Below are 14,637 nucleotides of genomic sequence, written 5' to 3'. Positions count from 1 at the left end.
CGTTCTCCTTGAACTTCTATATATAGGTGTAGTCAATTATGAAACAGCAGCAGCACCGCCAACGATTTCCGAGATTTCTCGGGTAATCGCCGCTTGACGCAGCTTGTTATAAACCAACTGTAAATCGTTAATAAGGTCACCAGCATTATCTGTTGCCGCTTTCATCGCAACCATACGTGAAGACTGCTCAGAGGCAATGTTTTCCATTACCGCTTGATAAACAATCGACTCAATATAGCGACCAAGCAATTCATCAATTAACGTCTTGATGTCAGGCTCGTAGATATAATCCCAGCTAAGTTCTGTCTGTAGACCACTGTCTTCATCATCAAATGACTGCTCTGGTAGAGGAACCAACTGATTAACCGTTGGCTTCTGAGTCATTGCATTGACGAATCGGTTATAGACTACATAAATACGGTCAATATTGCCGTTATTATAGTCTTCAAGCATCGCTTGAACCGGTGCATTCAATTGTTCAAACGTTGGTTTATCGCCATAATCGGTCACAGCCGACGTAACTTTACCACCAAAGTTTTTGAAGAAACTCACACCTTTGGCACCGATGACTGCAAACTCAGCCTGTACAGACTGATCTTGATAATCTTGGATACTTTTAGTTAGGGCTTTGAATAAGTTAATATTCAAACCACCCGCTAGGCCACGGTCAGAGGTAATGACAATATAGCCAACCTTATTGACTGGACGCGATACCATATACGGATGTTTATAGTCTGATGAGGCATGCACCAAATGTGAAATAACCCGGCGCATACTATCAGCATACGGGCGACCCACGTCCATGCGCTCTTGCGCACGGCGCATTTTACTTGCCGCTACCATTTGCATAGCACGAGTAATTTTCTGGGTGCTTTTAATACTGGTGACTTTGGCACGTATCTCTTTTAAGCTTGCCATAATGATTCCAATATAAGAGGGTTAAAAAGCATTGGCGCATGCGACAATCGTTTGATATACAACATCAGTCCTACAGAATAACATTTTATATCTTGTGGCATTACGCGATCTAATACCGATAATGGTTAAAACAGTGGCGCAAATATCTAGTCAGACAACGCGCCACTTTATCAGCTCTAAGCTACAGTTATAACCAATTCGGCTTAACCCGTTAAATTAATAACTGTGATTTTGTTTAAAGGTCTCTAGAGATGACTTTAAACGACCTGCGATATCATCATTGTAGTTCGCAGTGTCATCAATCTCACGCATCAATTCACTTTGCTCATCATGCATATAACGTAGGTACGCTTCTTCGAAAGAACCAATCTTTTCGACAGGTACGTCAGCTAAGAAGCCTTCGTTTGAAGCATAGATAACGGCTGCTTGCTCAGAGATTGACATCGGCTGATACTGCTTCTGCTTCATCAATTCAGTCACACGCTCACCATGATCAAGCTGCTCGCGAGTTGCATCATCAAGATCTGATGCGAACTGAGCGAATGCTGCTAGTTCACGATACTGAGCTAGAGCGGTACGAATACCACCAGATAGCTTTTTGATGATCTTAGTCTGAGCAGCACCACCAACACGAGATACCGAGATACCAGCGTTTACTGCTGGACGGATACCTGAGGCGAATAAGCTAGACTCTAGGAAGATCTGACCATCAGTGATCGAAATAACGTTGGTTGGTACGAATGCAGATACGTCACCAGCTTGTGTTTCAATGATTGGTAGTGCGGTTAGAGAACCAGTTTTACCTTTCACTTCACCGTTAGTGAACTTTTCTACATAATCAGCATTTACACGTGATGCACGCTCAAGTAGGCGTGAGTGTAAATAGAATACGTCACCAGGATAAGCTTCACGACCTGGCGGACGACGTAATAGTAGTGAAATCTGACGATAAGCAACTGCTTGCTTTGATAAGTCATCAAATACAATCAGTGCATCTTCGCCGCGGTCACGGAAGTATTCACCCATCGTACAACCTGAGTACGGTGCGATATACTGAAGTGCTGCAGGCTCTGATGCTGAAGCAACCACAACAGTGGTATATTCTAGTGCACCAGTTTGCTCAAGCTTACGTACTACGTTAGCGATAGTCGAACGTTTCTGTCCGATAGCCACGTATACACATTTAATGCCTGAAGCTTTCTGTGCGATGATCGCATCGATAGCCATCGCTGTTTTACCAGTCTGACGGTCACCAATGATAAGCTCACGCTGACCACGACCGATTGGGATCATGGTATCAACGGCTTTATAACCAGTCATTACTGGTTGATCTACTGATTGACGGTCGATAACGCCTGGAGCGATTTTTTCGACTTTATCAGTCATCTTGGCATCAATAGGACCTTTGCCATCAATAGGATTACCCAAAGCATCAACAACACGGCCTAACAGCTCAGGACCTACTGGTACTTCAAGAATACGACCAGTACAATAGGCTTTTTGACCTTCTTGCAGCTTTAGGTAATCACCAAGTACTACCGCGCCAACAGAATCACGCTCTAAGTTTAGAGCCATTCCGTAGATTTCGCCTTCAAACTCAATCATTTCGCCGTACATGGCATCTTCAAGACCATGAATCTGCACGATACCGTCAGATACTTTGACAATCGTGCCTTCATTCTTTGCAGTTGCACCCGCATCAAGGTCTTGAATACGCTGCTTAATCAGGTTACTGATTTCCGCTGGATTCAATTGTTGCATTGCCTTGTTTCCTTTAATTTATGATAACCCGCCCACTGACTTAATTGCTCTTATAATCATACAGCCAATATTTGACTGTATTGATGATTGGCATTAGGCAGTTAGCTGTGTTTTTAACTGTTGTAACTTGCCGCGCATCGAATCATCAATGACTTTGTCACCGACTTTGATTGTAGCGCCTGCCAATAGACTTGGATCAACTGATTCGTGAATCACTACACTAGCATTTAGCGAGGCAGCAAGACGCGTTTGTAGCGTTTGACGCTGTTCATCAGTCAATGGGTAGGCAGAGGTCACATATGCGTCAAGCTGCTTTAAGCTTATTGCCTTGTGACGGCGATAATGCTCATAAACTTCAGGAAGCAGCGCCAGACGCTCTTGTTCTGATAACTGTTTAACGAAGTTACTAAGTGCTACTGATACTTTTGGATAGCTTACGTTACTGTCAAGGCTAGTCCCTTGAGCTTCGCTTAATAACTGCTTGAAAGCAGAATCATTAGCGCTAGCTACTTGCGTATCATAAAGATCGACCAAAGCAGCTGACTTATGCTCAGCAGAAACAGCTGGATTGTCTAGCCAAGTACTGAACGACTTGTCATTGACAACAGTGCTAGCAACAAGTAAGAAGTTTTCCCACTCGTTGACTGCGCCGTTTTCGTTGGCATAGTCAAACGCGGCTTTAGCGTACGGTCGTGCTAAGGTTGATAAGTCAGCCATTATATCCTCACAATTACAGCTTCGCCGCCAGTTGGTCTAACATACTGGCATGTTTTTGCACATCGACTTTGTCTTGCAAAATCTTCTCTGCACCAAGTACAGCCAGTTCAGCAACTTGGGCACGCAATGATTCACGCGCTTGATTGATTTCTTGATCGATAGATGCTTGCGCTTGTTGACGAATGCGCTCGCCTTCCGCTTGGGCTTGCGATTTTGCATCTTCGACGAGCTGATTGGCACTCTTGTTCGCTTGCTCGATTAGAGCGGCAGCCTTGGTCTTTGCAAGATCAAGTTCCTGCTGGACATTTTGCTCCGCGGTCGCCAAATCTGCTTTTGCTTTTTCTGCGGCATTCAGACCTTCAGCAATTTTACGCTGACGCTCATTGATGGCACCGATAAGTGGTGGCCACACGAATTTCATGCAAAAAATCACAAATATTGCAAAAGCAATGGCTTGACCGACGAGGGTAAAATTGATATTCACGTGATCACCTCTTTGTTAATGAAAAATCAGTTTCATTGATCATGTTTGGTAGTCAAATCTTGACTATATTTGATAGAAAGTCTCCGAATACCAAACATTTACAACTGAGCTTTCGGATTAACCTGCTAGAGGGTTAGCGAACAACAATAGCATAGCAATACCAACACCGATCATCGGAATAGCATCAAGAAGACCTGCTACGATGAACATACGAGTTTGCAATTGCGAGCCAAGCTCTGGTTGACGCGCAACGCCTTCTAAGAATTTTCCACCTAGAATAGCAAAACCAATACCTGTGCCAAGTGCGCCAAGACCGATAAGTAGTGCTACTGCGATAACTGTGTAACCACCTAATACTGGATCCATTGATGTATCCTCATTTACCTATTGAATGTCTAATTAATGTTCAGTTGATGATGCAAGCGACATGTAAACTATCGTCAGCATCATGAATACGAACGCTTGAAGTGTAATAACTAAGATGTGGAAGATAGCCCACGGTACCGATAACGCCCATTGAATCCAAAACGGCATTAGAGCAATCAGTATGAAAATCAATTCCCCAGCATACATGTTGCCGAATAGACGCAAACCAAGTGATACAGGTTTGGCTATTAGAGTAACTGCTTCTAGGATGAAGTTGATGGGAATCAAAATCGCTTGTACGATTGGGTTTTTGGCGCCAAACGGATGTAGTGTTAACTCACCGATAAAGCCCCCCAAACCTTTTTCTTTAATGCTATAAAAGATAATCAGTGCAAAGACAGAGAACGACATGCCAAGCGTGATGTTAGGATCAGTCGTTGGAACAATCTTAAAGAAAACATGATGTGGATCATGGCCCATAGCGGCACCGATTTGCCCAGCAATACCTGGAATGAAATCAACAGGTATTAGATCCATCAAGTTCATCAAAAAGATCCAGACAAAAATGGTCAACGCTAATGGCGCAATCAGTTTTGATGTACCACTGTATGAATCACGAACGTTGTTATCAACAAACTCAACGATCATCTCAACTGCTGCCTGAGTTTTTCCTGGCACGCCTGAAGTGACTTTTTTGGCAACCATCCAAAAGACGGCGCAAAATAAGATACCTAGACCAATCGACCATAGCATAGAATCAAGATGGATAGCGTTAAAGCCCATTGCCCCTGCTTCTTCAGCAGTATGAGCAACTTTCCAACCTTCGCCCGGCAGATAGCCATACGTCCAATTCGTTAAGTGGTGAGAGATATATTCTGATGATGTTTGCTCGGATGCCATAATGTAAGCTTCTTATTAATCAACGATTTAATCAACTACCAAAAATATGGTTGTCATCTGATGAGGTATAGTATTTATATCTATCTTGCTATTAAGCAGACAAATAGACCTTACTAAAACACTCATGTAACCAACAACATCCAACCCATAGTTCTATTACTAATATGCAGTATTTGATAGCGTGAGATAAATTTTAGCTATCAAAAAAGGGCTTATGATAACTCAGTAATAGCCCTTGCATTTTTATACGCAAAATTATTATATATGTGCTCGCCCACTGACCGTTTTTTACGATCGGCGCTTAATGTAGCGCTTATAAGCAAAATATTTAGCCGCCTATATTAATGCAGCGTTGTATTCGTGTAAAGTCAATTGTGATTTTTTTATCCACTGTATGAATAAGTTAGCCACCAGTTTTACTTGCTAATATAGCCACTAACCATAATTAGATATAAGTAATCTAATTATCAGCAATACAGATAGTTGAATAACCCCTACCCTCTCACTGCATACTACGTCTAACATTGAGACTCATAGTGCGGTCTTTATAATCACTGGTGCTATCCTAAGACAGCGTTGTACTTCGACTTTTCGAACTAGTCATAGAGAAGCTGGACGGCAGGGTGACTTGCCAGTACTATTAATAAACCATCTGTTTAGCGATCATTTATTAGCGCTAGCGTATATGCCACAACATCCAACTGTGACTAATTTGCATTACCATAAAACCGATAAACAGCGCTGGCGCAGATAGGGGTTGTACGGTAATAAAAATTAGTGCAAAACCAAACACGGTCAATAACCATTTTGACATTTGACCCCGATATAGCTGGCTAACGATGTGTTGGCGCGCGCGATATCCGGTATACCAAAAAATAAAAAACGCAAATACTGCTTGAGTAATAAAACTTAATAGCGCACCAATTGCAGCGCTTTTTGCTATCGTAAGCTCACTATGTAGCCAAAGAGTATCTACTATCCAAGCAATGATAATAAGGATAAATAGTATCCATGCTTGTCGTTTAATATAGATGCCAATCTTGTCTTTTTGCGTGCGTTTGGCAGGCTTGGTCATCGGTATTCCTATAGCCCTTACAGCATTGGGACAATATATCACACTTATGATAATTTTATCCGTGAATGACTTACTCTACAGGCATTACCTTTCGGCCAAAATAAAACGCTACTTATTATAGGTAGAGCGTAACTATTAAGCAAGTAAAATATGACTTTTATCAGTCACCTAACGCATTTTGCTAAGATTATTATAATATTTAGTCTGTCATAAATGCTTGAAGCGAAGCTATACAACCAACTTAAACAATCCTAGCAAATTGCTGTTTTTGGCTACATTACGAAATACATTGATATATCTGTTTGGCCATATTCTGCCAACCGCTGATAAAGTCGTCGCTACTACTCATATCTTCTGGTTGTACCGTACTTTCCACTGGTTGCAATTTCGCAAGTAAGCCTTTTGCTGGCTCACTTGGACTGACTAAACACATTTGCTTGGCTAGGCGTTGCTCGTTCAACCAACGGAGTTGGCTTGCTTTAGGTGATAGATGATGATCTACGCTAAGGCTACCAACGAGCGTCAAATTTAGACTATCTTCGATATATTGATAAGCATCATGATAAGCCCAATAAGGTCGTGTTTTTGAGGTACTTTGAGTAGATTTTTGCTCCAATGCAGTAACCTCTTTGTCTAGTTGCTGAGCAAATTTTTTCGCGTTGGCTTGATACAAGTCTTTATATTGTGGATTGGCATGGCTATGAATCACAGCCAATGCACGGGTAATGGCTTTGGCATTTTCAGGGTCTAACCAAATATGTGGATCTAATGTACCCGCGATAGCGTCGCCTTTTACATCACGTAATGGATGACGATTGAATGCATCAAACTCAAATAAAGCAATGGCATTTGGGGCTGTTTTCAGGCTCGCTGCTAGATTGTTTTCTAACGGCTCACCGAACCATACCACGAACTTGCTGTCTTTGATTGCCTTGATATCACCAGGGCTGATACTACCATGATGTCCCACCTCCCCCGCTTGCAATAGTCGATTGGCTGATGGCGCACCTTCTGTTACTGCCTCACTTAACAAGAATAGCGGATAATTGCTAACACTGACCGTCGCAGCTTGTGCACTCAGTGTGAAAGACCCTAGGATTATCAATCCTGTCATTAGCAAGCGCTGTAATGTGATAAGCGAACGTACGGAGTAAGTAAAAACAGCGTTCATAGTAAGCTCTTTTATTGTTAGATAGCATTGTTGGATAACGAACGTATGAGTAATAGTGTCTTGCCCCACTCCTGTAAAAAGGGTAGATATACAAGACTACTATAAGACAATTTACTCAGTTATTATTTTAGTATGTTATACTATAACAATAAAAAACGCTATCATAAAAAACGTCATGCGATTACCATGCTATTTTTAGGAGCTTGTACCATGTCTATTACTTCATCGATCTGCGAACATTTGCATGATGTGCAAGATCTGACTCCGCATGATGTTCATGAACGCTTAGCAGCAGCTAAAGAGCATTGCCGTCTAAATGGCGCGCGATTTACTCCTTTGCGTCAGCAGATATACCAATTGGTCTTAGAGGCAGATCAGCCCGTTGGCGCTTATGACCTAATCACTCAGTTGCAGCAAATGCGGTTGTCTATACCTAATGATAGTAATATTCAAAAAGTAGCGAGTTCACCAACAGTGTCGGTAGAAACTAAGATAACCAAAAAACGCACGCCGAAAAATGTCGCGCCGCCAACGGTTTATCGCAGTTTAGAATTTTTGCTAAGTGAAGGGTTGATTCATCAATTAACCTCTATTAATGCTTATGTTCCTTGCTGTCATCCTCGCGCCCAGCATACAGCCGCATTTTTGATCTGCGATCAGTGTCAACGGGTGCAAGAATGCAGCAGCCTGCCCGTTCAGGAAATGATGAGCTTTGCCGAGCAAGATGTAGGGTTTGTGGTTGAGCGTAGTGTCATTGAGCTTAGCGGTCGTTGCCAAGCTTGTCAGTAAGGCTACTGTGGTTCGTGTAAACGTTTTAAGCATGATTCGTCGATTGTCTATTTACCTATGCGTTGTCATATTATGAATATCTCTACCCTACCTTCTAATCAGTTAAATACTACTGTTGCGAATAGCAGTACTGTGAGTAATGCTGACAAATTATTGAGCTTAAACAATATCAGTTACCATATTGGGCCTCAACGTCTGCTCTCTCACATCGATATTGACATTGCTGTTAATGAGACGGTCAGTCTTATCGGTCCCAATGGCGCTGGTAAATCAACACTAGTCAAACTCATCTTAGGTTTGATTGAGTCAACTGATGGCTCTATGACAGCACATAAGCCGCTACAGCTTGGTTATGTACCGCAGCGATTTGCTGTGCCACCGATATTACCACTGCGTGTCTGCGATTTGTTGGCGCAAGCAGATAAGAAACGTTTAACCTCTGAGCAGCGGCAGTTTATCTTTGATAATTTATCATTAACCCATCTACTGTCACGGCAAATGCTGCATTTATCAGGTGGTGAGACGCAGCGCGTACTATTGGCCAGAGCGCTACTAGACAAACCCAACTTGCTTATTTTAGACGAGCCGATGCAGGGTCTCGATCCCGATACTGAAGTTTGGCTATACCAGTTTATTGACGAGCTGCCTGATTTCTTACGTTGCGCCATGCTGGTGGTGTCTCACGATTTGCATTGGGTCATGAAAGGCAGCCGCCGCGTCATTTGTTTGAATAAGCATATTTGCTGTGAAGGACAACCAAGCGAGCTGGCCATTAGTACTGAATTTCAAAAGCTATTTGGTCATCATTATGAGCAGCCATACGTGCATCAGCCCCATGCCTGTGAACACCATGCACCAAGCGAGTTATAGCGTTAGTAATCAAGGCTCAAAATCGCCAAAATCCAGCTCATTAAAGCCAAAACTATTAAACATATAAATAATACGGCTTTACTCTTTTATAAAAAATTTTACGGACATTCATTATGACTGCTTGGTTAGCCATCATTGCGCCTGCTTGGATCGCTGGCAGTATATTAGCGTTATTATCAGCGCCGTTAGGTTGCTTGGTATTGTGGCGGCGCATGGCGTTTTTCGCCGATGCCTTAGCTCATGGCACGTTGCTAGGTGTGGCTTTGGCTGTGTGGTGGCAATTACCAATGGGTATCGGCATTGCATTGGTCAGTGTCATGGTCGTACTGGGACTGGTCTTGATTGATGATGAGCGTCTGCCAGTGGATGCTGTATTGGCAGTCGTGTCAGTGTCGCTCCTGTGCCTAGGCTTACTGGCTTTGACCCAATTGACTGACCAACAGGCCAATGTGCTCGGATTTTTATTCGGCAATTTGCTAGATCTCGATTGGGCAGATTTGCCTTTGCTTGCTGGTAGCGTATTAGCTGGCTTGGGACTGCTTATCTACATTTGGCCTGCGCAAATCAAGCTGGCAACGCATGAAGCATTGGCACGTATTCAAGGTATCAACCCAACGCGGCAACGGCTGTTTTTTATGGGTGTACTGGCAGGGTTTTGTGCGATTGCACTACAAGCGGTTGGCAGTCTATTAATCAGCGGATTATTAGTGCTACCTGCACTGACCGCACGTCTATGGTCGGCATCGCCAAAACAAATGGTGATTATAGCGTTGATAATCGCTCAACTGGGTGTGACACTTGGTGTGTGGGGCAGTATTTGGCTAGATATTCAAACAGGTCTTTCTATCGTCTTGATATTAGCTGCTTTATTTTTTACTGCACTCATTTTTTCAAAGTTAATAAAGATAAAACTTTAGTTAGCGATGCTGTAAATACGTTATAATAAATAAAACATGACTGTTTTTCGCTATCTTTTTGTTCGACTTTATTTTATTAATATAATAAATACTTTAGCTCGATAATACTATAAGGTGGCTCTAGACTTTAAATTTGCTATTGCTAGTTGATAGTTGATAGTTGATAGTATAAATATCGTTGATTAGAGTCAAAGTAAGCTCAAGGCAAACGCTGTGCTCTTTTATAGTAGATTAATAATAATTATAAATACCCAGTGAAAAATAGTAGCTCATTTATCCATACTCGCGCTAACAATACTTATTGTTGTGATTCGATAAGGGACTGAACCAATGCCAAACTATCCTGCCAATAAGTTAAGCACCTCCGACCAAACAATAAATATTTTACAGATTACTGATTTGCATTTATCGACGCCTGTCTTTGTTGATGAGAGTAATACCTATAGTGATGACGTGACTTGTCAACGTAGCTTTGAAGCAGTGCTCCAACAGGCGCTTAGTGAAGATATTCGCTGTGATCTGATTATTGTGACCGGTGACTTGGTCAATCGAGTAAAGTCCTCAATTTATGATCATATCTTTACTGTATTACAAGCGACTCAGATTCCTTTTGCTTGTATTGCTGGTAATCATGATGTGACGGACGAAAATGGTAAAGACTTGCCGTTTTTTCAACGAGAGCTTGTCGCTCAGCCTGCTGACTCACGTTTGTTAAGTCGTCATGTCATTGAGACTGAATACTGGCAGCTGTTGTTATTAGACTCATCCATTTCTGGTAAGGTCGCAGGCGAGATTACGCCTACTGATATCAATTGGTTATGTGAGAGACTCAGTACCTGTAATAAGCCTGCATTAATCGCCCTACACCATCATATTGTTCCAGTTGACTCTGGCTGGATTGATACCCATATGGCAGAAAACACTGAGAGCTTTTGGGAGCATATGGCGCCATTTAAACAGCTACAAGTGGTGATCAGTGGCCATACTCACCAAGAGCAAGTTCGACTGCGCCAAGGCGTCACGGTGTATAGCACGCCATCTACCTGCTATCAGTTCAAACCTTATGAAGATGATTTCTCTTATGATGAGCACGCACTACCAGGATATCGCTGGTTGCAATTAGCCAACAATGGAACAGTTGCAAGCTGGGTTGAAAGACTGGATACTTGATGCCCATAATTATTGGGAATAGTATAACCCTTAGCCCTTTATACTTATAGCTTTCGTCAATAATTCCTAATGAAAAATGCAGTGATGAACAAATAAAATATGCATTCAATATAAAAAATCACTTCATTATTATTACAAACAATGATACAACTTATGAAATAAAGCAAGGGTGGCCCAATATCTAATATGAAGCCACTGCACGATAGCTAGGATGGCCCATTAACCACAAGCTCAGTTTTCACAATCAATGACCTACGGCATGCTTTAGACAGTATTATTCAAACCGAAGTTTGTATAACAACCTATCTAACAATCGGTATATAACTGTCAAGATATAAAGTCTACGATATTATTTGATCAGCTGTGTTACTTGTATTACCAAGTGGTGAAACGTTTGATAAAAGGACAAATTGTAGCGTTTGTAGCATTAATAACGTCTTGTCTTTTGATACGTCGTTTTATTGAATTAATTTGAAAAAGTAGGATACCCATATGAGCACCCTGACCACGAATCCGAGTGAAGTTAAATTTACTCCTTATGTGCCGGCCAAAGACGAAGAGTATATGTCTGATGCGCAGTTGGAGCACTTTAAGGCTATTTTATTGGATTGGAAAAACCAACTGATTGGCGAAGCGGATCGTACCAAAAACTACATCCAAGATGAGTCAAGCGCCATGCCAGACATCAATGACCGTGCCACTCAAGAAGAAGAGTTTGCATTGGCATTACGTACTCGTGACCGTGAGCGCAAACTTATCCGCAAAATCGACAAATCTATGTTAGAAATCGAAAATGACGACTATGGATTTTGTGAGACTTGTGGTGTAGAGATTGGATTACGTCGCCTTGAAGCACGCCCAACCGCTACTCAATGTATCGACTGCAAAACCTTATCTGAAATCAAAGAACGTCAAAACCAAGGCGCTTAGATCAGATATTACAGATATAAATGTAAGCAGAAGCGACCTTATAATAGGTCGCTTTTTGTATTTTAGACTGTCACTATTTTGCTGCATTACTAATTTTGCTCTGAAAAACACAATCGCTTGAATAATGACATGACTAACAAAACAATCTCATTTAATGAATATCTTTTGATACTTATATTTATTATTCTATCTTTATTACTTTTTATAGACAGCCATTTATTTTGAAAACAATGCCTACCACCATGCCAACTCAAACCACACCATCACAGCCCATTGGCCGCTTTGCGCCTTCACCAACGGGTGAATTACATCTTGGCTCTCTAACCACCGCGCTTGCCAGCTTTTGCCATATCAAATCAATCGGTGGTAAGTGGCTGTTGCGTATGGAAGATACCGATACTGAACGCTGTGATAGACAGTTCACTGAGCAAATTTTGATGGATCTTGAGGCACTTGGATTGCATTGGGATGGTGATGTAATTTATCAGTCTGAGCGCATTGATATCTACAACGATTATCTGTCATCATATCTGGAGCCGTTGACCTATGGCTGCCAATGCTCTCGTAAAGACTTAGAACAGTACTGGGCGCAAGAAGAGATAAATAAAAACCATAGTAGTGCCAGCTTAACCGCGCTGACCGATCAGACATTATTAGACGAACAAGTTTCATCAATTGGCCAAGTACAGCCAAATAGACAACGCTATCCGCGTCGCTGTGTGGCAGCTGACCTTGATAGAAAGCAACATAAGCTACGTATTCAGCTACCAGACTATCGGATTGGCTTCAATGACGGTATTCAGGGATTACAGTGGGATAATCCGCAACAGACGTTAGGCGATATGGTCGCTCGTCGTCAGGATGGCATGATTAACTATATACTGGCGGCCAGCCTCGATGATGGTCTACAGCAGGTTACTCATATCATGCGTGGCCTTGATATTCTACCTATGACGACCGCGCAAATCGGTATCATGCAAGCAGCCCGCCTACCCACTATTGACCAATGGTATCATCTGCCATTGATTAATAATGCCGATGGCCAAAAACTCTCTAAGCAAAATCTTGCTCAACCCATCGACACATCAGACCCGAGCCAACTTATTGCTGAAGCCCTATCGCTACTGCAGCAAGCAAAGGTCGATATTGATACCCCAGAAAACATGCTCAAACAAGCCATTGCGCAATGGGATAACTCCCCGTTACAAGGCAAGCAACAGTTAAACTTGTCCTACTGATAAGAGTTCAAAAGCTATAAATAGACAATAAAAAGCGCCACTATGAGTGACGCTTTTATTGCAATAGTACTGCACACTATTTACCGAAACTCTGAAGTTACATTATGCCAAGCCCATGATATGCAAAACCTATTAATAGTAACGGCATTGGCTTTTTTCTATTTCAGGGCTTTCTTTATATATTTTCAATAATAGCGCGACCATAACCAAGCTAATCAACATAGACGATCCACCATAACTAAAGAACGGCATAGTGAGACCTTTGGTTGGAATAGCACCCATATTCATCGCAGCGTTAATAATCGTCTGGGCAATAAATACCACGCCGATTCCGAAAGCGGTATAGCTCATACGCATTTGACGACGTTTTAGCGCATTGTAACTGATACGCATCGCACTACCGATGATCAACGCTTCAAGTATCAGTACCATACTGACACCGACAAACCCTAACTCTTCACCTGTAATGGCTAATAAAAAATCCGTATGTGCCTCAGGCAAATGCGACAGTTTCTGTACACTTTCGCCATAGCCAACACCCGTGAACTGCCCACGACCAAAGGCGATCAAACTACGTGCGAGCTGATAATCAGTATCTTGTACATCGTCAAATGGATCCATAAACGACATCACACGCACCAGTCGGTACTCTGCCGTAGTCACCATCAACACTGCACCGCCAACAGCAGCAGCACCCAAGGCTAAGAAGTGCTTATAAGGTGCTCCAGCAATATAAAAAATCGCGAACAGCGTACCAATAATGACGACAAAAGAACCAAAATCTGGCTGCGATAATAACAGTATCGTTATCAGCGCCACTACCAGCATAATTCGCAAGAAGCCATCTAAGCCATTACGAACTTCAAAAGATCGGCGCACCACAAAGTCAGATACAAACACAATCATGACCAGTTTGGCCAACTCAGCTACCTGAAAGTTAAAGCCGCCTACTGTGAGCCAGCGTTTGGAGCCATTAATTGGCGTACTAAACAGTGTGGCAACAAGTAATAGCCCCGTGATGCCCAGCAAAGCAAACTGGGTCTCAGTCTTATATAGGGTGCGTAAAGACACGCCATAATAAGGAATGACCGCAACGATTAAACCAATCGTCATATACAACAACTGGTTTTTGAAAAAATACAGCTCGGTCATACCACGGCTAAGCGCAAAAGGGATAGAAGCAGAAGCCACCATCAGCAGACTAAGCACCATCATACAGCCGACGCTTGATAATAAAATTGCGCGCGCTGACGGCATAGACAGAACACCGTCTGAGCCAGAGGTTTGCTTGGTTTGGGGCGAGGAACGAAAAAAAGAAGAGAGCGCCATAA

At 42.3% G+C, this 14,637-nt stretch carries 15 protein-coding genes; 6 read left to right on the top strand and 9 right to left on the bottom strand.

Translation table 11 applies throughout. From position 1 onward, the window contains the following. Positions 1-36 precede the first annotated feature (36 nt). The 8 genes from atpG to I3254_RS01225 all read right to left on the bottom strand — a co-directional run bounded on the left by atpG (position 37) and on the right by I3254_RS01225 (position 7,392). Positions 37-918, bottom strand: a complete 882-nt coding sequence (gene atpG / locus I3254_RS01260) for a F0F1 ATP synthase subunit gamma (RefSeq protein WP_101205955.1) — start codon at positions 916-918, stop codon at positions 37-39. Between the two features lie 216 nt (positions 919-1,134). Then, entirely contained in the window at positions 1,135-2,679 is a 1,545-nt protein-coding gene (atpA, locus tag I3254_RS01255; RefSeq protein ID WP_057762002.1) for a F0F1 ATP synthase subunit alpha, read from the bottom strand. A 93-nt stretch (positions 2,680-2,772) separates the two neighbouring features. After that, positions 2,773-3,396: a F0F1 ATP synthase subunit delta gene (locus tag I3254_RS01250; RefSeq protein WP_057762004.1), complete on the bottom strand. Its 624-nt coding sequence runs from the start codon at positions 3,394-3,396 to the stop codon at positions 2,773-2,775. Between the two features lie 13 nt (positions 3,397-3,409). Next, complete coding sequence (locus tag I3254_RS01245) at positions 3,410-3,880, bottom strand: F0F1 ATP synthase subunit B (protein WP_101205956.1); 471 nt, start codon at positions 3,878-3,880, stop codon at positions 3,410-3,412. 117 nt (positions 3,881-3,997) lie between these two features. Next, on the bottom strand, positions 3,998-4,246 hold the full coding sequence (gene atpE / locus I3254_RS01240) for a F0F1 ATP synthase subunit C (RefSeq protein WP_010197960.1): 249 nt from the start codon (positions 4,244-4,246) through the stop codon (positions 3,998-4,000). Positions 4,247-4,279: 33 nt separating this feature from the next. Continuing rightward, positions 4,280-5,146: a F0F1 ATP synthase subunit A gene (atpB, locus tag I3254_RS01235; protein ID WP_101205957.1), complete on the bottom strand. Its 867-nt coding sequence runs from the start codon at positions 5,144-5,146 to the stop codon at positions 4,280-4,282. Positions 5,147-5,822: 676 nt separating this feature from the next. Continuing rightward, positions 5,823-6,221: an ATP synthase subunit I gene (locus tag I3254_RS01230; RefSeq protein WP_238050580.1), complete on the bottom strand. Its 399-nt coding sequence runs from the start codon at positions 6,219-6,221 to the stop codon at positions 5,823-5,825. Positions 6,222-6,498: 277 nt separating this feature from the next. Further along, positions 6,499-7,392 (bottom strand): zinc ABC transporter substrate-binding protein, encoded by an 894-nt coding sequence (locus I3254_RS01225; protein WP_238050579.1) that lies wholly within the window; start codon positions 7,390-7,392, stop codon positions 6,499-6,501. Positions 7,393-7,602: 210 nt separating this feature from the next. Here I3254_RS01225 and I3254_RS01220 point away from each other — a divergent pair, with 210 nt between their 5' ends. The 6 genes from I3254_RS01220 to gluQRS all read left to right on the top strand — a co-directional run bounded on the left by I3254_RS01220 (position 7,603) and on the right by gluQRS (position 13,306). Next, the gene (locus tag I3254_RS01220) at positions 7,603-8,181 is read left to right on the top strand and encodes a transcriptional repressor (RefSeq protein WP_165598211.1); all 579 of its coding nucleotides are present in this window, start codon (positions 7,603-7,605) and stop codon (positions 8,179-8,181) included. 72 nt (positions 8,182-8,253) lie between these two features. Further along, a complete protein-coding gene (locus I3254_RS01215) occupies positions 8,254-9,051 on the top strand; it encodes a metal ABC transporter ATP-binding protein (RefSeq protein ID WP_238050578.1) in 798 nt (265 codons plus the stop codon). Positions 9,052-9,164: 113 nt separating this feature from the next. Beyond that, positions 9,165-9,968 (top strand): metal ABC transporter permease, encoded by an 804-nt coding sequence (locus tag I3254_RS01210; protein WP_101205961.1) that lies wholly within the window; start codon positions 9,165-9,167, stop codon positions 9,966-9,968. Positions 9,969-10,298: 330 nt separating this feature from the next. After that, the gene (locus tag I3254_RS01205) at positions 10,299-11,138 is read left to right on the top strand and encodes a metallophosphoesterase (RefSeq protein ID WP_238050577.1); all 840 of its coding nucleotides are present in this window, start codon (positions 10,299-10,301) and stop codon (positions 11,136-11,138) included. Positions 11,139-11,630: 492 nt separating this feature from the next. Then, positions 11,631-12,068: an RNA polymerase-binding protein DksA gene (dksA, locus tag I3254_RS01200; protein WP_057762021.1), complete on the top strand. Its 438-nt coding sequence runs from the start codon at positions 11,631-11,633 to the stop codon at positions 12,066-12,068. Between the two features lie 242 nt (positions 12,069-12,310). Continuing rightward, positions 12,311-13,306 (top strand): tRNA glutamyl-Q(34) synthetase GluQRS, encoded by a 996-nt coding sequence (gene gluQRS, locus I3254_RS01195; protein ID WP_238050576.1) that lies wholly within the window; start codon positions 12,311-12,313, stop codon positions 13,304-13,306. A gap of 132 nt (positions 13,307-13,438) precedes the next feature. Here the strand turns inward: gluQRS and I3254_RS01190 are convergent, their stop codons facing one another. Next, the gene (locus tag I3254_RS01190; RefSeq protein ID WP_182176715.1) at positions 13,439-14,635 is read right to left on the bottom strand and encodes a putative peptidoglycan glycosyltransferase FtsW; all 1,197 of its coding nucleotides are present in this window, start codon (positions 14,633-14,635) and stop codon (positions 13,439-13,441) included. Positions 14,636-14,637: the final 2 nt, after the last annotated feature.

The sequence above is a fragment of the Psychrobacter sp. Ps2 genome, from assembly GCF_022129405.1.
Lineage (GTDB): Bacteria > Pseudomonadota > Gammaproteobacteria > Pseudomonadales > Moraxellaceae > Psychrobacter.
Note: the sequence above shows the minus strand (reverse complement) of the source record. Positions and strands in the feature narration are given on the sequence as shown.